21 protein-coding genes are annotated in these 19,250 nt (G+C 63.7%); 16 read left to right on the forward strand and 5 right to left on the reverse strand.

What is annotated here, in order from left to right; genetic code table 11:
- Positions 1–56 precede the first annotated feature (56 nt).
- The 3 genes from ACP691_RS00510 to ACP691_RS00520 form a co-directional block, all read right to left on the reverse strand.
- Entirely contained in the window at positions 57–698 is a 642-nt protein-coding gene (locus ACP691_RS00510) for an oxidoreductase (RefSeq protein ID WP_426152426.1), read from the reverse strand.
- Positions 699–715: 17 nt separating this feature from the next.
- Positions 716–2,440, reverse strand: coding sequence for a C13 family peptidase (locus ACP691_RS00515; protein WP_426152428.1), 1,725 nt, complete (start codon positions 2,438–2,440; stop codon positions 716–718).
- 84 nt (positions 2,441–2,524) lie between these two features.
- The gene (locus tag ACP691_RS00520) at positions 2,525–2,980 is read right to left on the reverse strand and encodes a MaoC family dehydratase (RefSeq protein WP_426152430.1); all 456 of its coding nucleotides are present in this window, start codon (positions 2,978–2,980) and stop codon (positions 2,525–2,527) included.
- Between the two features lie 146 nt (positions 2,981–3,126).
- On the opposite strand from ACP691_RS00520, the gene ACP691_RS00525 reads away from it, so the two are divergent.
- The 3 genes from ACP691_RS00525 to ACP691_RS00535 are packed head-to-tail and all read left to right on the forward strand — an operon-like array spanning position 3,127 to position 4,812.
- Positions 3,127–3,498 carry a CidA/LrgA family protein gene (locus ACP691_RS00525; RefSeq protein WP_426152432.1) on the forward strand — a complete coding sequence of 124 codons (372 nt, stop codon included), beginning with the start codon at positions 3,127–3,129 and terminating at the stop codon, positions 3,496–3,498.
- Positions 3,495–4,211: an LrgB family protein gene (locus ACP691_RS00530; RefSeq protein WP_426152434.1), complete on the forward strand. Its 717-nt coding sequence runs from the start codon at positions 3,495–3,497 to the stop codon at positions 4,209–4,211. Before ACP691_RS00525 ends, ACP691_RS00530 begins: the two co-directional genes overlap by 4 nt.
- 10 nt (positions 4,212–4,221) lie before the next feature.
- A complete protein-coding gene (locus ACP691_RS00535; RefSeq protein ID WP_426152436.1) occupies positions 4,222–4,812 on the forward strand; it encodes an LON peptidase substrate-binding domain-containing protein in 591 nt (196 codons plus the stop codon).
- 18 nt (positions 4,813–4,830) lie between these two features.
- On the opposite strand, the gene ACP691_RS00540 is transcribed toward ACP691_RS00535, so the two are convergent.
- Positions 4,831–6,150 carry a bifunctional DedA family/phosphatase PAP2 family protein gene (locus tag ACP691_RS00540; RefSeq protein ID WP_426152438.1) on the reverse strand — a complete coding sequence of 440 codons (1,320 nt, stop codon included), beginning with the start codon at positions 6,148–6,150 and terminating at the stop codon, positions 4,831–4,833.
- Positions 6,147–6,830 carry a DNA-3-methyladenine glycosylase gene (locus ACP691_RS00545; RefSeq protein ID WP_426152440.1) on the reverse strand — a complete coding sequence of 228 codons (684 nt, stop codon included), beginning with the start codon at positions 6,828–6,830 and terminating at the stop codon, positions 6,147–6,149. The genes ACP691_RS00540 and ACP691_RS00545 overlap by 4 nt, the downstream gene beginning before the upstream one ends.
- A 162-nt stretch (positions 6,831–6,992) precedes the next feature.
- On the opposite strand from ACP691_RS00545, the gene ACP691_RS00550 reads away from it, so the two are divergent.
- The 13 genes from ACP691_RS00550 (at position 6,993) to ACP691_RS00610 (ending at position 19,172) form a co-directional block, all read left to right on the forward strand.
- Positions 6,993–8,267 carry a glutamate-5-semialdehyde dehydrogenase gene (locus ACP691_RS00550; RefSeq protein WP_426152442.1) on the forward strand — a complete coding sequence of 425 codons (1,275 nt, stop codon included), beginning with the start codon at positions 6,993–6,995 and terminating at the stop codon, positions 8,265–8,267.
- Positions 8,268–8,269: 2 nt separating this feature from the next.
- Complete coding sequence (gene nadD / locus ACP691_RS00555; protein WP_426152653.1) at positions 8,270–8,938, forward strand: nicotinate-nucleotide adenylyltransferase; 669 nt, start codon at positions 8,270–8,272, stop codon at positions 8,936–8,938.
- Positions 8,939–8,990: 52 nt separating this feature from the next.
- The gene (gene rsfS, locus ACP691_RS00560) at positions 8,991–9,380 is read left to right on the forward strand and encodes a ribosome silencing factor (protein ID WP_426152444.1); all 390 of its coding nucleotides are present in this window, start codon (positions 8,991–8,993) and stop codon (positions 9,378–9,380) included.
- Positions 9,381–9,388: 8 nt separating this feature from the next.
- The gene (gene rlmH, locus ACP691_RS00565) at positions 9,389–9,856 is read left to right on the forward strand and encodes a 23S rRNA (pseudouridine(1915)-N(3))-methyltransferase RlmH (RefSeq protein WP_426152446.1); all 468 of its coding nucleotides are present in this window, start codon (positions 9,389–9,391) and stop codon (positions 9,854–9,856) included.
- A gap of 18 nt (positions 9,857–9,874) precedes the next feature.
- On the forward strand, positions 9,875–11,770 hold the full coding sequence (gene mrdA / locus ACP691_RS00570; RefSeq protein ID WP_426152448.1) for a penicillin-binding protein 2: 1,896 nt from the start codon (positions 9,875–9,877) through the stop codon (positions 11,768–11,770).
- 31 nt (positions 11,771–11,801) lie between these two features.
- Positions 11,802–12,905, forward strand: a complete 1,104-nt coding sequence (gene rodA, locus ACP691_RS00575) for a rod shape-determining protein RodA (RefSeq protein WP_052469438.1) — start codon at positions 11,802–11,804, stop codon at positions 12,903–12,905.
- A 5-nt stretch (positions 12,906–12,910) separates the two neighbouring features.
- Positions 12,911–13,933, forward strand: coding sequence for a lytic murein transglycosylase B (gene mltB / locus ACP691_RS00580; protein WP_426152450.1), 1,023 nt, complete (start codon positions 12,911–12,913; stop codon positions 13,931–13,933).
- The gene (locus ACP691_RS00585; RefSeq protein ID WP_426152655.1) at positions 13,933–14,940 is read left to right on the forward strand and encodes a septal ring lytic transglycosylase RlpA family protein; all 1,008 of its coding nucleotides are present in this window, start codon (positions 13,933–13,935) and stop codon (positions 14,938–14,940) included. The genes mltB and ACP691_RS00585 overlap by 1 nt, the downstream gene beginning before the upstream one ends.
- Before the next feature lie 129 nt (positions 14,941–15,069).
- A complete protein-coding gene (locus ACP691_RS00590) occupies positions 15,070–16,230 on the forward strand; it encodes a D-alanyl-D-alanine carboxypeptidase family protein (protein ID WP_426152452.1) in 1,161 nt (386 codons plus the stop codon).
- An 81-nt stretch (positions 16,231–16,311) separates the two neighbouring features.
- Positions 16,312–16,587 carry a DUF493 domain-containing protein gene (locus tag ACP691_RS00595; RefSeq protein WP_040261588.1) on the forward strand — a complete coding sequence of 92 codons (276 nt, stop codon included), beginning with the start codon at positions 16,312–16,314 and terminating at the stop codon, positions 16,585–16,587.
- Positions 16,587–17,237: a lipoyl(octanoyl) transferase LipB gene (lipB, locus tag ACP691_RS00600; RefSeq protein ID WP_426152454.1), complete on the forward strand. Its 651-nt coding sequence runs from the start codon at positions 16,587–16,589 to the stop codon at positions 17,235–17,237. The genes ACP691_RS00595 and lipB overlap by 1 nt, the downstream gene beginning before the upstream one ends.
- 1 nt (position 17,238) lies before the next feature.
- The gene (gene lipA / locus ACP691_RS00605) at positions 17,239–18,249 is read left to right on the forward strand and encodes a lipoyl synthase (RefSeq protein WP_426152456.1); all 1,011 of its coding nucleotides are present in this window, start codon (positions 17,239–17,241) and stop codon (positions 18,247–18,249) included.
- Entirely contained in the window at positions 18,246–19,172 is a 927-nt protein-coding gene (locus tag ACP691_RS00610; RefSeq protein WP_426152458.1) for a S66 peptidase family protein, read from the forward strand. Before lipA ends, ACP691_RS00610 begins: the two co-directional genes overlap by 4 nt.
- Positions 19,173–19,250 lie beyond the last annotated feature (78 nt).

A 19,250-nucleotide genomic window follows, 5' to 3' on the forward strand; every position in this document is an offset into this window, starting at 1 on the left:
TCCCACCGGGTGACCTGCGCTTGGCGGGCTTAGCCTCCCGACGTTCTCTGGAAGCCTCAGCGGCCCAGCTTGCGCAGTTCATCGGATTCGACCACCCGAACGCCCTGGCCGTCTTCCAGGGCCAGGCGCCATAGCGCTCGGGCCAGATGGCAGGCTTCGATACCATGGTATTTGCCAGGAATCAGGCGGGACAGGGGGCCCGCGATCTGTTCGGCCAGGCGCGGCTCGCTTCGGTTGCCGATCAGAATCGACGGCCGAGCCAGGGTCAGTTGGGGCCAACCTTGCTCCCGCAAGCCCAGTTCCAGCTCGCCCTTGACCCGACTATAGAACATGGAAGAGGAAGGGTCCGCGTCCACCGCACTGATGGCCAGGAAATGCCGTGCGCCCAAGGCGCGGGCGCGGGCCGCATAGGCCAGCACCAGGTCGTGGTCGATGGCGCGAAACGCTTCCTGGGAGCCGGCCTGCTTGATGGTCGTGCCCAGGCAGCAAAAGGCGATGTCGACAGGTCCCTGGAGCCCAGGCAACAAGGCATCGAGTTCGCCGACGGGATTTTCCAGGCGTGGGTGCTCCACCAGCGCCCGTCGGGTAGGTGCCAGCACGCGGGTCACCGTAGGCTCGTTGAGCAGCCGATCGAGCAAATGCTCGCCCGTAAGGCCGGTGGCGCCGGCAAGAAGAATGTTCTGCGGAGTGAGGTACATGCTGTCTCCTTCGGCCATCAATGCCGGGCCGCCGGTTCAGGGTCCATGCCATGCTCGTCGCCATGCAAGGCGGCGGTCGCCTGTTGCTGGCGTAGCCGGTGCCAGTGGGTAAGCACGCCCTTGGGCGCCCACATCTGAGGCTCCGAAGCTTCGAAATTCTCCGCCTGTTCTCGTTGCGCGACAATCGCCGAGGCTTGCTGGAAAGCACTTTGCAGGTCGTCCGTGGTAGTCAGTGCCTGGCCGAACAGAGCATCGCCGAAATAGGTGAAGTCGGCTTCCTCGGAGCAGCCAAAGGACACCCGATCCGCGCGCGAGGCGGTGATGACCAGGGTCTTTTCGTTTTTCAGAGGCTCAATGAAACCACCGGAATAGCACGCCGAAACCACGATGATCTTGTCGCGGTCCTTCAAGGGGGCCAGCAGGCTGGCGAAGTCCTCTGCGGAAAGGTCGCCCAGCTCCAGTCGGGGCTGTTCCAGCACCAACTCATGTTCGGCCGTGCCATGGCTGGTAAGGTAGATGAATACCAGGTCTTCGGGGCCGCTGCGCTGGGCGATGGCTTGTACCGAGCGAGCCAGGGTTTCCCGAGTCGCCATCACGCGGTCGGTGAAATGGTCCCGATGATTGACCAGAGTCAGCCCGCCCTTGGCGCCGAAGCGGCTTGCCAGCAAGTCATGAACATAGTCCGCTTCACGCATGAACACACTCTGCTCGCCGTCGCCTCCTACCGTCAGGCTATAGAGTTCCACGGCCGGGGTAGAGTTCGGCAGGCGCGCCAGCGCGCGCTCCAGCAAGAGGCCCTGGGCCAGCAGGCCGCGCTCCAGGGGGTCGGGCAACAGGTGGCCTTGCTCGTCACGCACCAGGCGCCCCTGTACCCAGAAGCCGGCCTGGCGGCTCCCATCGGGAAGAACCAGGGTGCCTTTGCCCTGGTAGGCGTCCTCAACGAAACCACCGGTATAAAGGCTGCCATCGGCCGAGGCCAGTTGCCCTTCACCGTGGAAATGCCAGTCGACGAAGGCCCCTTGGTAATGGCTGCCGTCGTTGGCGAACAGGTCGCCATGGCCGTTGGGCGCGCCACCCTTGAAAGCGCCGATCCACACATCGCCTGCCTGGGTCTCGTAGCGCCCGTGCCCTTCCAGGCGGCCAAGATGGAACTCACCGGTGTAATGATCGCCGTCGCCATTGCTGAAGGTGCCATGCCCTTCCAGCTGGCCGTCGACGAAGTGCCCGCTGTACTGGTTGCCCTCGGCGTCGGTACGCACGCCCTCGCCGTTGGGTTGGCCGTGCTCGAAGTCGCCCTGGTAAGTACTGCCGTCTTCGAGTTCCAGGTGGCCGGCGCCGGTGTATTGATCATTGACGAAGCCGCCCCGGTAGCTATGGCCCGGCTCCTTCAGAAAACCTTCGCCTTCACGCTTGCCCCGCTTGAAACCGCCGGTATAGGTCAGGTTGCCAGCGGTGAGCGTGCCTTGTCCGTCGAACAGGCCTTGCTTGAATTCTCCTTTGTAGACTTCTCCATTGGGGCCGTGCCATTCGCCGGTGCCTTGCCATTGACCATCCTTGAACGCGCCGGCGTACCAGCTGCCGTTGGGGTAGTCCACGCGGCCCTCGCCCTGCAGCAAGCCATCGACCACTTGCCCGTGGTACTTGCCGCCATCAGGAAGACGGGCATCAGCGGGCAGCAGGGGTTTACCTTCGCCGCAGGCGGCGAGCAGCAGGCACAGGGCCAATGGAGCGAGTGGGCGCATGGCAGGGTCCGGGCAATCGAGGCGCCGAGTATGCCGTAGATATCGCTGTCGGATACAGCCTCAGGCGTCAGGGTGCGTCCTGGCTCACAGGAAACAGAGCAGCAGCGGTTCGGCGACGAAGCCGGGCTGTGCCTGGCCCTCGATTTCCAGGGTAGCCCTGGCTCGCAGCAGCCATTGCCCTGGACGCTTCTGCGTGGCCTCGAGCAGCGTCAGGTGCAGGCGCACCCGGGCGCCTACCCGCACTGGTTGGATGAAACGCACCCCCTCCAGTCCGTAATTGACCGTCATGTGCGTTCCTTCTGGCGCCAGCATCAAGCCTTCGATCAGGCGCGGAATCAGCGCCAGGGTCAGGAACCCATGAGCGATGGTCCCGCCAAAGGGAGTAGCGGCGGCGCGTTCGGCGTCCACATGGATGAATTGATGATCCTCGGTGGCGTTGGCGAACTGGTCGACGCGTGCCTGATCGATCATTAGCCAATCGGAGCAGCCCAGGTCCTGGTCAAGATAATCCACAAGATGGTCAGCCGGTATGTAACGCATGACGTCTCCTGACAGAATGGCGATCATCGGCACCTGACCATGCCAGTGAGCGCAGGTCAAGGCAGGCCGACCCCCATCCATTCCATGAATGTCCCCCTGGGTCGCTATAATGCTCGCCGTCCACCAGCGGGGTAGAGAGGAACGCAATGCTATTGAGAGGGCTGACCTGGCTGATCGTATTCCAACTGCTGGGCACGGCCTTGCATGAGCTGTTCTTGCCGCTGCTGCCGGGGCCCATTCTAGGGCTGTTGTGTCTGCTGGGCTGGCTGATGTATCAGGGCGAAGTCCCTGATCATGTGGAACTGGCCGCGTCCAGCCTGCTGCGTTACCTGCCGTTGCTGCTGGTGCCGCCTGCCGTGGGCGTAATGGTCTATGCCTCGCTGCTCGCCGAGCATTTCTGGGCGCTCGTGGGCGCGCTGGGCCTGTCGGTAATGGGCTCGCTGGGGCTGGCAGGCTGGCTGATGCAGCGGCTCATTGGTTGCAGGGTGAAGCCGTCCGAGCCAGGGCGGCAGCCATGAACCTGGCCTGGCACGCCGCGGCGGGGGCGGTCATTCATCATCCTTTGTTCGGCATAGGGCTGACCCTGGCGGCCTATCAGCTTGCCATGGCATTGTACGAGCGTACCCGGCTGGTCTTCCTTCAGCCTGTGCTCTTGTCCATGCTGCTGGTGGTGGGTGCCCTGCTGGCCTGCGGCTTGTCCTACGCCGAATATCGCCAGGGCACGGAAATCTTCGCCACGCTCTTGGGCCCGGCCACCGTTGCGCTGGCGGTGCCGCTGTACCTGAACCTGCGTCGCATCCGCCAACTGCTGTGGCCGACCCTTGCTACGCTGCTGCTGGGCGGCGTGGTGGCAACCGCTTCCGGAGTCTGGCTGGGCTGGTGCTTCGGCATAGATACCCAGACCCTGGTGACCATGGCACCGAAGTCGGCCACCTCGCCGATCGCCATGTTGGTGGCAGGTCAGCTTGGCGGGGTTCCAGCGCTGGCGGCGGTGTTCGTGCTCACTACCGGAGTACTGGGCGGCATCCTTGGTCCGGGAATCCTGAGGCTGCTCAATGTAAGCGCGCCTGAGGCACGCGGCATGGCCCTGGGGCTGACCTCCCATGCGGTGGGTACCTCGGTTGCCTTGCAGGAGGGCGAGGCCTGTGGGGGCTTCGCCGCTCTGGGCATGAGCCTGATGGGGGTAAGCACCGCAGTATTCCTGCCGTTGGCCGTCAGTCTTTTCGTATGAGGAACGCTTGATGAAGTTGCCGTTATTCCCGCTCAATACCGTGCTGTTCCCGGGCTGTACCCTGGACTTGCAGTTGTTCGAAGCGCGATACCTGGACATGATCGGGCGCTGCATGAAGCAGGGCGAGGGCTTCGGTGTGGTCTGCATACTCGAAGGCAGCGAAGTGGGCGATGCGCCCACGGCCTATGCCTCCCTGGGGTGTGAAGCGCGAGTCCAGGATTTCCAGCAGCAAGACAATGGCTTGCTGGGTATACGAGTGGAAGGCGGCCGTCGTTTCCGGGTGGAAAGCGTCGAAGTGCAGCGCGATCAGTTGATCGTCGCCGAGGTGCAATGGCTGGAGGAAGCGCCTGACGTACCATTGGGCGAAGACGACCAGGACCTGCTGGCCCTGCTTGCGGCCCTGGCGCAGCACCCTCTGGTGGCGACCCTGGAAATGGGTAGCGAGGCCACGGGCCGGCAAGCCTTGGCGAACCGCCTGGCCTATTTACTGCCGTTCGAAGACCACGACAAGCTGAGCCTGCTCGAAACGACGGACCCCAGCACCCGGCTGGAAATGGTCCAGGCCCTGGTCGACCGCATGCAAGGGGAGTTGCAGGGCTGATTCGTCCGGGGCTGGAGCTTATTGATAGGCATATCGGCTGAGGGCCGCGGCCAGGTCGTGCCAGGTGAACCATGCGAACGAGAGCAGGCAGGGCACCAGCACCAGGCACCAGGTGCGCAACCCCAAGGGCTCCAGCCGATGCACGCGCAAGGTAATGGCCAGGCCGGCAGCGCAGGCGAACACCGCCAGCAGCGCGCCGGCCAGGACGTCCGTGGGCCAGTGGGCGCCCAGGTAAACCCGCGACAAGGCGATGGAGAGCGCGGGTATGCAGGCCACCAGCATCCAGGTCAGGCGCATCCGCGGCGGCTGGCCGCGGCTGGCCAGTACCGCCAGCACGAGGAAGAATGCGAAGGAGGCCGAGCTATGGCCGCTGGGCATGCTATAGGTGCTCAGGGGCGTGCTCAGGACTTCCGGGCGTGTGCGCGCGAACAGCCATTTCAGGGTGCCGTTGCCGAGGGCGGTGCACAGGAGTACGCCGCCCGCGAAGAGGGCGTGGCGCCAGTGCCGGGCCGCCAGCAACAACAGGGTGAGCAGGACGCCCACCCAGGCCTGGGTGCGGAAGTCCCCGAGCCGGGTGACCGCGACCACGATGCGATCCAGGCCCGGGCTGCGATGCTCCTGCACCAGCGCGACCAGCCCTTCATCGAAGTGGGTGAGATAGGGCCAGCCAAGGAATACCGCGAGCATCAAGCCGAAACTGGCGGCGCTGGTCACTACAGTGGCGCTTGGTTGGCGCCGCAGGCTGCTATTGATCGCCAGGCCGATCAAGGCCGCCAGGCCAATGGCTACCGCCGCGGCCTGGGGCCAGAAGCCCGCGGGCAAGGGCAGGCGCACCGCGGCGCCGGTCATCCAGCCGGGCAGCAGGTAGGCTACCGACCAGCCCGCGGCGGCGAGAAGGCTGACCAGGGTGAAACGTGGCAGCGGCATTTTCAGCATGCCGGCGACCATGGGCAGCATGGGCCGCAGCGGCCCGATGAAGCGGCCCACCAGCAGGCTGGCCACGCCGTAACGCTGGATGAACCCTTCGGCGCTGGTCAGCCATTGCGGGTGGCTGCGCAGCCCCGGCAGGCGGCGAATGTTCTGGTTCATGCCCCGACCGATGGCGTAGGAAAGCGCATCCCCCACCAGCCCACCGGCATAGCCGAGCAGGAGGGTATCGCCCAGGCTCAGGGCGCCGCCGCCTGCGAGGGCGGCCACGGCGAACAGGGCCACCGTGCCGGGGACGATCAGCCCGGCGATCGCCAGGCATTCCACGCAGGCCACCAGGAAAATCGTGGCGCCCAGCCACTCGGGGTTGGCGCTCAGCCATTGGTTCATTTCGCCCAGCCACGCATTCATGCTCGGTTTCCTTGGCTCAACAGCTCATAGTCGCGTCCTTGGATCTGGCCTCGACGCAAAGGGTTTCGGGTACAGAAGCGGGCGTATTCTGCGTCGACGAAGCGGTACGGAAGGTGCTCGTCGCGCCCCGCCGGTATGCCAAGGCGGGTAGTCTGGATAATCTGGGATACCCGCACGCCTGCATCTTCCACATAGAACCTGGCCGGGTCGAAGCGGCGGCCGTCCCATTCCGGCACCTTCAGGCCCAGGGCCCGGCAGAGCAGGGTCTGGCCGGCGCAGAGGCGCTCGGGTGGGCGAGGCTGGCCAGTGGCGTCCGGATTGTTGAGGGTCATCCGCGCCAGGGCGTTTTCATCGCTGAGTTCGTCCACCCAGGGGTAGGCCGACTTGATCAGCACGGCATTGCCCGGGCCATGAGCGCTGAAGTTGAGCGAATCTCCGCCACGGGCGTAGTACATGTAGATATGGCCGCCGTCGAGGAACAGGGCCTTGCGCTTTTCCGTGTAGCCGAGGGAGGCGTGACTGCCTTTGTCCTCCAGGCGATAGGCTTCGGTCTCGATGATGCGCGCGGCCAGCCAGTAAGGACCCTGGCGATGTCGTATCACCTTGCCGAGCAGGTCCTTGGCCAGGAGAAGCGCATCGCGATCGAAGAAGGTGTCAGGGAGGGCGTGGGAATCAGGCATGTGAACGACCGTGGACGATATGAAGCAGATGATAGCAAGGCTCCAGGGAAGGTTTCAGCGCGGCGGTGTCTTCAGTTTGTAACCATCTGCCCGTCGCTGCTGTTAGTCCCTTCCCGTCACGGCTATAATCAGCGGCTTTCCTCTTTTCCAAGCCGTGGAATCATGACTGAGCCTGTCCTCGACTACATGCACCGCCTCGGACGCGCCGCCCGCGACGCCGCCCGGGTCATCGCGCGGGCCAGCACCGGCCAGAAGAACCAGGCCCTGCTGGCCACCGCCCAGGCGCTGGATGATGCCCGTGAGGCCCTGGTCGCCGCCAACGAGCGGGATCTTGCCCAGGCCCGCGCCAATGGCCTGGAGTCGGCCTTGCTCGACCGCCTGGCGCTGACGCCCGCGCGTATCGACGGCATGATCGCCGGCCTGCGCCAGGTCGCCGCCCTGCCAGACCCGGTCGGCGCCATCCGCGACATGAGCTACCGCCCTTCCGGCATCCAGGTGGGCAGGATGCGCGTGCCGCTTGGCGTGGTCGGCATCATCTACGAGTCACGGCCCAACGTGACCATCGACGCCGCCTCCCTGTGCCTGAAGTCCGGCAACGCCACCATCCTTCGCGGTGGCTCCGAGGCCCTCCAGTCCAACCGGGCCATCGCGGGCTGCATCGCCCAGGGGCTGGAAGCGGCCGGCCTGCCGGCCGCCGTGGTCCAGGTGGTGGAAACGACGGATCGCGCCGCGGTCGGCGCGCTGATCACCATGCCCGAGCATGTGGACATCATCGTGCCCAGGGGCGGGCGTGGGCTGATCGAGCGTATCGCCCAGGATGCCCGGGTGCCGGTCATCAAGCACCTGGATGGCATATGCCACGTGTACGTGTCCGCCCATGCCGACCTGGCCAAGGCCCGGCGCATCGCCTTCAACGCCAAGACCTACCGTTACGGCATCTGCGGCGCCATGGAAACGCTGCTGGTGGATGCGGCCGTGGCCGCTGAGTTCCTGCCGGCCATGGCTGGCCAGCTGCGGGAAAAAGGCGTGGAGCTGCGTGGCTGCGAGCGTACGCGGGCAATCATCGAGGCCGCCCCGGCAAGCGAAGACGATTGGCGTACCGAATATTTGGCCCCGGTGTTGTCGATCCGGGTGGTCAGTGGTCTTGACCAGGCCATCGAGCACATCAACCACTACGGCTCGCACCATACCGATGCCATCGTCAGCGAGCACCAGGGGGAGGGCCGTCGCTTCCTGGCCGAAGTCGATTCGGCTTCGGTGATGCTGAACGCGCCCACCTGCTTCGCCGACGGCTTCGAATACGGCCTGGGCGCGGAAATCGGCATTTCCACCGACAAGCTGCATGCCCGCGGGCCTGTGGGGTTGGAGGGCCTGACCTGCGAGAAATACGTGGTGATCGGTGACGGCCAGCTGCGTGGCGAGTCGAGCGCCCATTGAGCCTGGGCCAGCAGGCGCGCTCGCCCCTACCCAGGCGCATCGGCGTGCTCGGAGGTACCTTCGACCCGGTGCACATCGGCCATCTGCGCGGCGCGCTGGAAGTGGCCGATGTGCTTGCCCTGGACGAATTGCGGCTGGTTCCGAATGCCCGACCACCGCATCGGGAACAGCCCCAGGCCACGCCCGAGCAGCGTCTGGCCATGGTCGAACAGGCGGTCCGGGGCGTCTTTCCGCTGCATGTTGACGGGCGGGAACTGCTGCGGTCGCGGCCCTCGTACAGCATCGAAACCCTCGAGGCGATACGCGCCGAGTTGGCCACTGACGATCAACTGTTCCTTTTGCTCGGCTGGGACGCCTTCTGTGGGCTACCAGGCTGGCACCGGTGGTCCGAATTGTTGTGGCATTGCCACATCGTCGTCCTGCAGCGTCCGGATGCCGACAGCGAGCCGCCCGATGCCTTGCGTAACCTGCTGGCCGCCCGCGCGGTCAGTGCTCCGGCGGCCCTGCAAGGGCCGGCCGGGCAGATTGCTTACGTCTGGCAGACACCCCTGGCGGTGTCCGCCACCCAGATCCGCCAGCTGCTGGCCAACGGCAAGTCGGTTCGTTATCTCGTGCCAGACGCAGTATTGGCCTACATCGAGGCGCATGGTCTGTACCATGCGCCCAATTGACCGGGCAGCGCCGGTAATCCCGCGCCCCGACTTACGAATCAACGAGTGTTATATGAAAAACTCTGCAATGAAGAGCGAAGAACTGGTTCAACTGGCCACCGCGGCCCTTGAAGACATCAAGGCCCAGGACATTCTCAGCATCGATGTGAAGGAAAAGACCAGCATCACCGACTACATGCTGATCGCCACCGGCACCTCCAACCGTCACGTCAATTCCATGGTCGAGCACGTGCGCGAGAAGGTCAAGGCGCAGGGTATCCAGCCCCTGAGCGAAGAAGGCAAGGGCGACAGCGACTGGGTATTGCTGGACCTGGGTGACGTGGTGGTGCATGTGATGACCTCCGCCGCGCGCCAGTTCTACGACCTCGAGCGCCTGTGGCAAGGCGCCGAGCAGAGCCGCGCCCAGCACGCGCCAGGCCACCCCGGCCTCGACCAGGAGTAAGCGCCACCGTGCGTTTGCGTCTGATCGCGGTAGGGTCGCGCATGCCCCGCTGGGTGGACGATGGCTGGACGGAATACGCCCGTCGGCTTCCCGCGGAGCTGCCCCTGGAACTGGTGGAGATACCGCTTAACACACGCGGCAAGAATGCCGACGTGGCGCGGCTGATCCGCCAGGAAGGGGAGGCAATGCTTGCCAAGGTCCAGCCGGGTGAGCGGGTGGTCACCCTGGAAGTGCACGGCAAGCCCTGGAGCACCGAGCAGCTGGCCTGCGAACTCGACCGCTGGCGGCTGGATGCCCGCAATGTGAATTTCATGGTGGGAGGCCCCGAGGGGCTCGCGCCTGAAGTGTGCGCCCGGGCCGATCAGCGCTGGTCGCTCTCGGCGCTTACCCTGCCTCATCCGTTGGTGCGCATCCTCATCGGCGAGCAGCTCTACCGGGCATGGACGGTGTTGTCCGGCCATCCCTACCACAAATAGATCAACACAGTCGTCACGATGTCCCAGCCGATCCGCCTCAAGGACCACGAAAAAGACGCCCGCCTGGTGCGCAAGCGCGTGGTCGTGGGCGCGGTGGCGGTGATCGTGCTCATCGCCGTGCTTGTGGCCAGGTTGTATTACCTGCAGGTAGTGCAGTACGAGTACCACTCAACGCTGTCGGAAAACAACCGGGTCCATGTGCAGCCGATTCCGCCGAGCCGCGGGCTGATCTATGACCGCAATGGCGTGATCATCGCCAACAACCGGCCAAGCTTCAACCTGAGTGTGACGCGCGAGCGGGCAGGGGATTGGGAAGCCATTCTCGACCGTATCGTGGAGGTCCTGGAGCTTGCCCCCGAAGACCGTGCCCTGTTCGAAAAGCGTATGCGCCAGGGGCGTCGGCCCTTCGAGCCGGTGCCGGTGATGCAGGAGCTGAGCGAAGAACAGATCGCCCGTATCGCCGTGAACCAGTTCCGCTTGCCCGGCGTGGAAGTAGTGGCGCAGCTGACCCGCCATTATCCCCAGGGGCCGCATTTCGCCCACTCGGTGGGTTACATGGGGCGTATCAACGAAAAGGAGCTCAAGACCCTCGACCCGGTCAATTACAGCGGCACCCACCAGATCGGCAAGACCGGGGTGGAGCGCTTCTATGAAGCCGAGCTGCATGGCCAGGTCGGCTACGAGGAGGTCGAAACCAATGCCCGCGGGCGGGTGCTCCGGGTGCTCAAGCGCACCGACCCGGTTCCAGGCAAGGACATCGTCCTTAGCCTGGACATCCAGCTGCAGGAGGCCGCCGAGGCCGCGCTGGGCGGTCGGCGTGGCGCCATAGTCGCGCTGGACCCGAGGAACGGCGAAGTGCTCGCCATGGTCAGCCAACCGAGCTTCGATCCCAACCTGTTCGTCACCGGCATTCCTTTCAAAACCTATGCCGAGCTGCGCGATTCCATCGACAGGCCGCTCTTCAACCGGGTGTTGCGCGGGCTGTACCCGCCGGGGTCCACCATCAAGCCTGCGGTAGCCATCGCCGGGCTCGACAGCGGGGTCGTCACCCCCTCCACCCGGGTGTTCGATCCGGGCTACTACATGCTGCCCAACTACGATCACAAGTACCGTAACTGGAACCGCAGTGGCGACGGCTTCGTCGACCTGGACACCGCCATCATGCGGTCCAACGACACCTATTTCTATGACCTGGCCCACAAGCTGGGCATTGACCGCCTGGGAGATTATCTATCGCGCTTCGGTATCGGCCAGAAGGTCTCTCTGGACATGTTCGAAGAGTCTCCCGGGCTGATGCCCTCGCGTGAGTGGAAGCGCGTCACTCGACGGCAAGCCTGGTTCCCGGGGGAAACCCTGATCCTGGGCATCGGCCAGGGCTACATGCAAGCCACGCCCCTGCAGCTTGCCCAGGCTACCGCGCTGATCGCCAACAAAGGCCGCTGGCACCGCCCGCACCTGGCTCGAACCATCGAAGGGCAGCCACCGGTGGACCCCGCTCCCATGCCTGATATCGTTCTGCGAGACCCGACCGATTGGGCTCGAGTCACCCACGGTATGGAGCAGGTGATGCAAGGCGCTCGTGGTACTGCCCGCAAGGCGGCACTGGGTTCGGTGTATCGCATCGCTGGCAAGAGCGGTACGGCGCAGGTGGTGGCGATCCGGCAGGGGGAGCGCTATGACCGCAATAAATTGCAAGAACGTCACCGGGACCATGCCTTGTTCGTTGGCTTCGCCCCAGCGGAAAATCCCCGGATCGTAGTCGCGGTGATGGTAGAAAACGGTGAATCCGGGTCCGGGGTGGCCGCGCCGGTAGTGCGCCAGGTGATGGACGCCTGGTTGTTGGGCCCGGATGGCCAGCTCAAGCCTGAATATGCAGGCGCAACGGCTCCGGAGGTTACGGCGCGTGAAGAATAATTTCGATCGCATCCTGTCCAGTGAAGACGTGATGCGTCGCCGCGCCACCTTCCTGCAGCGCATCCATGTGGACGGCCCCCTGCTGGTGCTGCTTCTTACGCTGGCCACCGGCAGCCTGTTCGTCCTCTATTCGGCCAGCGGCAAAAGTTGGGACCTGCTCATCAAGCAAGCCACGTCGTTCGGCATCGGCCTGGTCTCGATGTTCGTCATCGCCCAGCTGGAGCCCCGCTTCATGGCGCGCTGGGTGCCCCTGGCCTATGTCATCGGCGTGGTCTTGCTGGTGGTGGTCGATGTCATGGGCCACAACGCCATGGGAGCTACCCGCTGGATCAACATCCCTGGAGTCATACGCTTCCAGCCTTCGGAATTCATGAAGATCATCATGCCGGCTACCATCGCCTGGTACCTGTCCAAGCGCACGCTGCCGCCCCATCTCAAACATGTGGCCATCAGCCTGGCCCTTATCGGGGTGCCGTTCGTGCTGATCGTCCGTCAGCCAGACCTGGGCACGTCATTGCTGATCCTGGCATCGGGCGCCTTCGTGCTCTTCATGGCAGGCCTGCGCTGGCGCTGGATCCTCAGCGTGATCGCCGCCGCGGTGCCAGTGGCGGTAGCGATGTGGTTCTTCATCATGCATGACTACCAGAAACAGCGGATCCTTACCTTCCTCGATCCTGAAAGCGACCCGCTGGGCACCGGCTGGAACATCATCCAGTCCAAGGCGGCCATCGGTTCCGGAGGTGTCTTCGGGAAAGGCTGGCTCTTGGGTACACAGTCCCACCTGGATTTTTTGCCCGAAAGCCACACTGACTTTATCATCGCCGTCCTCGGCGAAGAGTTCGGCCTGGTGGGCATCTGCGCATTGCTGCTGATCTACCTGCTGCTGATCGGTCGCGGCCTGGTGATCACCGCCCAGGCGCAAACCCTCTATGGCAAGCTGCTGGCTGGTAGCCTGACCATGACATTCTTCGTTTATGTGTTCGTGAACATCGGCATGGTAAGCGGGCTTTTGCCCGTGGTTGGCGTACCCTTGCCCTTCATTAGTTACGGCGGAACTTCGCTTGTGACGCTACTGTCAGCGTTTGGGGTTTTGATGTCGGTCCATACCCATCGCAAGTGGATCGCTCAGGTTTGATTAAGGTGATGAATTCAATGCAAGCAATGCGTGGCTGGGTCGCTCGATACATTCCTTGGGTCGGCCTGGCGGGCATCCTTGGCACTCCGGGAGCGGCCTGCGCCGGAGATTATGAAGGTTCACCCCAGGTGGCGGAATTCGTGGGTGAAATGACCCGCGATTATGGCTTCGCCGGCGAGCAACTGATGGGCGTTTTCAAGGAAGTCGAGCGCAAGCAGGCGATCCTCGATGCCATCTCGCGGCCGGCCGAGCGGGTGAAACCCTGGAAAGAATATCGCCCCATTTTCATCACCGACGCCCGTATCGCCCGGGGCGTGGATTTCTGGCGCCAGCATGAGGCCGCCCTGGCCCGCGCCCAGCAGGAGTACGGGGTGCCCGCCGAAGTGATCGTGGCCATCATCGGCGTGGAAACCTTCTTCGGGCGCAATACCGGGAATTATCGTGTCATCGACGCCTTGTCCACGCTGGGATTCGACTACCCGCCCCGGGCTGATTTCTTCCGCAAGGAACTGCGGGAATTCCTACTCCTGGCCCGCGACGAGCAGGTGGACCCGCTTTCCCTGAAAGGCTCCTATGCGGGGGCCATGGGCCTTCCGCAATTCATGCCCAGCAGCTTCCGAGCTTACGCGGTAGACTTCGACGGCGACGGCCATATCAACATCTGGAGCGACCCTACCGACGCCATCGGCAGTGTCGCCAGTTATTTCTCGCGCCATGGCTGGGCCAGTGGCCAGGCCGTGGTCAGCCGGGCCGAAGTGCGCGGCAGCCGGGCCGACGAAGGCCTGAGCCCAGGTCTCGACCCGTCGAAAACCGTCGGGGAGTTGCGAGCCCTAGGCTGGTCGAGTCATGATGCGCTGCGCGATGATGCACCCGTCGTGGCCTTCAGGCTGGACGGGGAAACCGGGCCGGAGTACTGGATGGGCCTGAAGAATTTCTACGTGATCACGCGATATAACCGCAGCGCGATGTACGCCATGGCGGTTCACCAGTTGTCGCAAATGTTGGTTCAAGCACGGGGCTACAAGTGATGCGGGCGATGCCGTTTCGTATACCACTGAAACTGGCGTTCTATGGAGCGGCGGCGTTGCTGGTGGCCAGCTGCTCTAGCAGCCGGTCGCCCGAGCCCAGCTACAGCGCGAGTCCTCGCCCCGTGCTGGACATCAACCATGCCCACAAGGACGGCGCGCCCTGGTGGGACGTGGACGTTTCGCGTATTCCGGACGCCATTCCCACCTTGCATACCGGGCCGTACAAGGCCAACCCCTACACGGTGCTGGGCAAAACCTACTTTCCCATCCCCGACGGCACCAATTACAAGGCCGTCGGCACCGCGTCCTGGTATGGCACCAAGTTCCACGGGCAGAATACCGCCAATGGCGAGGTGTACGACCTCTACGGCATGAGCGCGGCACACAAGACACTGCCACTGCCCAGCTACGTGAAGGTCACCAACCTGGACAACAACCGTAGCGTGATCCTGCGGGTCAATGACCGCGGTCCCTTTTATTCGGATCGCATCATCGACCTGTCCTACGCGGCAGCCAAGAAGCTCGGCTATGCCGAAACCGGCACCGCGCGGGTTCGGGTAGAAGGCATCGATCCGCAGCAATGGTGGGCCCAGCGCGGTCGGCCCGCGCCCATGGTGTTGCAGCAGCCGTCTGTTCAGGTGGCCCAGGCGCGCCCGATACTCAGCCCATCGACCGGAACCGTGGAGCAATACACGCCGCCGCCTCAGCAGCATGCGGTCGCCACCGCCCCGGTCAGCATCGACCCAAAAAAAAACGCTTCTGCGCAGGCAACTGGCCTCTATCTCCAGGTGGGAGCCTTCGCCAACCCGGACGCTGCCGAACTGCTGCGGTCGAAACTCAGTACCATGGTGAAGGCTCCGGCCTTTACCAGCCCGACGATTCGCAACCAGCAAACGCTCTATCGCGTGCGCCTGGGGCCGATCGGAACCCAGGATGAAGCCCAGCAGGTGCAGAACAGCATTCGCCTGGCCAGGCTCGGCTCGCCGAGCGTGGTCACCGCTGACTGACCTGCGGCCCCGCTCCGCCTCGTGTTCGCCCGAGCGGAGCACCAAGGACGGTAACCCACGTAAGCCCTGACACGGCTTTCACGAAGATTTGCCCACAGGGCCTGTGCCATCAGTAATCTCGAGAGACGGATGAACATCACCAACTTTGCCAAACGCCTGTGCCTGCTAGTTCCCTTGCTTCTTTCGCCTGCTGCCTGGTCCGCCGACCAGATGGTGCCGGCCGCGCCCCAGCTGGCCGCCAGCGCCTATGTGCTGATGGAGGCTTCCAGCGGCAACGTGCTGATCAACAGCAATGGTGACGAACGCCTGCCACCGGCCAGCCTCACCAAGCTGATGTCCGCCTATATCGCCACCCTGGAAATCCGCCGGGGCCAGATCGGCGAGAACGACCTGGTCACGGTCAGTGAAAATGCCTGGCGCACGGGCGGCTCGCGGATGTTCATCAAGGTCGGCTCCCAGGTGTCGGTCAGCGACCTGCTGCATGGCATCATCATCCAGTCGGGCAACGACGCCACCGTGGCCCTGGCCGAGCATATCGCCGGCAGCGAAGACGCCTTCGCCGACATGATGAACGCGACGGCGAAGAAACTGGGCATGGAGAACAGCCACTTCATGAACCCGACCGGTTTGCCCAACCCGGACCACTACTCGTCTGCCCATGACATGGCCATCCTGGCCCGCGCGATCATCCACGAAGACCCGGCTCACTATGCGATCTACTCGCAGAAGGAGTTCTTCTGGAACAACATCAAGCAGCCGAACCGCAATCTGCTGCTGTGGCGCGACAAGACCGTCGACGGCCTGAAAACCGGCCATACGCAGGAAGCCGGCTACTGCATGGTCGCCTCCGCCGTGCGTGACGGTACCCGTATGATCGCCGTGGTATTCGGTACCAACAGCGAACAGGCGCGCGCCGCCGAGACCCAGAAGCTGTTGACATACGGCTTCCGTTTCTTCGAAACACAAACCTTCTACAAGGCCGGCACCGAATTGAACAAGGCGCCTGTGTGGAAGGGCACCAGCAATGAAGTGAAAGCGGGCCTGGCCCAGGACCTGACCCTGACCTTGCCTCGCGGCCAATTGAAGAACCTGCAGGCCAGCACCACCATGAATCCGCAGCTCACCGCGCCCATCGAGAAAGGCCAGGTGATCGGCAAGGTGGAGGTCAAGAACGGTGACAAGGTCGTGGAAACCAAGGACCTGATCGCCCTGGAAGCGGTCGAGGAGGGTGGCATTTTCCGTCGGTTGTGGGATAGCATTCGCCTATTCTTCTACGGCTTGTTCAACTGACGACCCGTCGGTTACCCCTCCCCAGCCTTCGGCTGCGGGAGGTGTAGCTTTTTTCCACGGCTTGATGAGGCCGTTACTGCCATGACAGACACTGATGTAAAGTCTCATATCATTGAGTTTCCTTGCCCCGACTACCCCATCAAGGTGATCGGCGACACCGTTGTGGGCTTCAAGGACGCCGTCATCGAAATCCTTGCCAAATACGCCAAGGTCGATATCAAGAGCCTGGCCGAGCGGCAGAGCAGCAACGGCAAGTACACCACTGTACAGTTGCATATCATTGCCACCGGTCAGGAGCAGTTGCGCGACATCAACAGTGCGTTGCGTGCCACCGGGTTCGTCCATATGGTGCTGTGATGCCAGGCTGCCTGGGCTTTCGCGAGCTTGGCTTGCGACCCTACGAGCCTGTCTGGCAGGCCATGCGTCGCTTTACCGATCAAGCCAGCGAGCATGGCCATGGCGATGAAGCCTGGCTGGTCCAGCATCCTTCGGTATTTACCCAGGGGCAAGCTGGCAAGGCCGAGCATCTGCTGATCCCGGGGGACATCCCGGTGGTGCAGGTCGACCGTGGCGGTCAGGTGACTTACCATGGCCCCGGGCAACTGGTGGCCTACCTGCTGCTGGACTTGCGAGCCCGGGGTTTCGGCGTGCGTGAACTCGTCACCCGGATCGAAAACGCCCTGGTCGCACTTCTGGCCAGCTATGGGGTAAGCGCAGCGGCCCGGCCGGATGCGCCCGGGGTGTACGTGGGAGGCGCCAAGATTGCCTCGCTGGGCTTGCGGATTCGCCATGGCCGAACCTTTCACGGCCTGGCCTTGAATGTGGACATGGACTTGCAGCCATTCCAAAGAATCAACCCCTGCGGCTATGCCGGCCTTGTCATGACGCAATTGGCCAGTCATTCGCCGGGGGTCGAATTTGATGAGGTTTGTGCCCGGTTGCGCGCGCAGCTCGTCGAACACCTCGAGTATGCTGAGCAGACGACCCTTACGGGCGGAATCGACTGATATGACTACAGCGCAAGACACCGTCTCAAGCCCTGAAGCGGCCATCATCAAGCCGCCGGCCCCGAAAAAGGTCGAAGCGGGCGTCAAGCTGCGGGGTGCCGAGAAGGTCGCCCGCATTCCGGTAAAGATCATTCCCACCGAAGAACTTCCCAAGAAGCCTGACTGGATTCGCGTGCGCATTCCGGTTTCGCCCGAGGTGGATCGCATCAAGCAGCTGCTGCGCAAGCACAAGCTGCACAGCGTTTGCGAAGAAGCCTCCTGCCCCAACCTGGGTGAGTGCTTCTCTGGTGGCACCGCGACCTTCATGATCATGGGCGACATCTGCACGCGCCGCTGCCCGTTCTGCGACGTAGGCCACGGCCGTCCCAAGCCCCTGGACGTGGATGAGCCCCATAACCTGGCGGTGGCCATTGCCGATCTGCGGCTGAAGTACGTAGTGATCACGTCCGTGGACCGGGACGACCTGCGTGACGGCGGTGCCCAGCACTTCGCGGACTGCCTGCGCGAGATCCGCAGGCTGTCCCCGGGCATTCAGCTGGAAACCCTGGTGCCAGACTACCGTGGTCGTATGGACATCGCGCTCGACATCACCGCCGCCGAGCCGCCGGATGTGTTCAACCACAACCTGGAAACCGTGCCGCGTCTGTACCGTGCCGCGCGCCCGGGCTCGGACTACGAGTGGTCCCTGGACCTGCTGCAGAAGTTCAAGCAGCGCGTACCCACGGTGCCGACCAAGTCCGGGCTGATGCTGGGCCTGGGTGAAACGGACGAGGAGGTGATCGAGGTCATGCACAAGATGCGTGAGCATGACATCGACATGCTAACCCTTGGCCAGTACCTGCAACCTTCGCGCAGCCACTTGCCGGTACAGCGCTTCGTGCATCCGGACACCTTCGCCTGGTTTGCCGAGGAAGGCTACCGGCTGGGCTTCAAGAACGTGGCATCTGGTCCCCTGGTGCGTTCCTCGTACCATGCCGATCAGCAGGCCCACGAGGCGAAGATCAAGCTTTGAGCCTTGCCCCCGCGCGCCCGGTGCGGGCGGTTCGCCCCGGAGATTGCCTCGGGCTGGTCGCGCCAGCGGGGCCCGCTGAATTCGACCAGGCGGCAGCCCATGCCTGGGCGGGGGCCCACGGTTATCGCCTGAAGATCTTCGCTGGCGCTACCCAGAAACAGGGCTATCTCGCGGGCGACGATGCAGTGCGCCTGGCGGACCTGCATGGTGCATTCCTCGACCCCGAAGTGGCGGCGATCCTTTGCGTTCGAGGAGGTTATGGCAGCCCTCGGTTGCTGGACAAGATCGACTACGGCCTGATCCGCCGTCATCCCAAGTCCTTCGTAGGTTACAGCGACCTCACCGCTCTGCATCAGGCCCTTTGGCTGGAAACAGGGCTGGTGGGTTTTCATGGGCCCATGCTGCGGCCTGACCTGTTGACGCCCAGGCTGGCGCCTACGGAAACCCTATTACTGCGCATGCTGCGAGGGGAGCTTGGCGCAGGCTCGGTTATCGCCCACCCGCTCGACTGGCCCTTGGCTACCCTGTGCGGCGGTATGGCCGAAGGGAGGTTGGTTGGCGGCAACCTCACCATGATAGGCGCGTCCCTGGGTACGCCCTGGGCCATCGATACCCGGCATGCAGTGCTTTTCATCGAAGACGTGAACGAGCCCCTGTTCCGTATCGACCGTACCCTCAACCAGCTACGGCTCGCGGGGAAGTTCGATGGGCTGCGCGCGGTGCTGTTGGGGGATGTTGCCCAGGTGGAGCTCGAGCCTCTCTTCGCACTCGTGCAGGAGACTTTCAACCCCCTGGGTATCCCAGTGCTCGCCGGTTGGCGCAGCGGCCATTGCGACCCCAACCTGACCCTGCCCCTAGGTGCGTTGGTAGTGCTCGACGCGGACCGCCAGACCCTGACCCTCGCGCAAGACATTACCTCGTAGAAGCCAGCGAAGCGGGCACGTCTGCGCTATCCAGCCCACCAGGTTCTTCCTGGCTCAAACAGCAAGCTGCCCTGAGGC

Source organism: Pseudomonas sp. DC3200b2, from assembly GCF_049895785.1.
In the GTDB taxonomy this organism is placed as follows: Bacteria; Pseudomonadota; Gammaproteobacteria; order Pseudomonadales; family Pseudomonadaceae; genus Aquipseudomonas; species Aquipseudomonas massiliensis.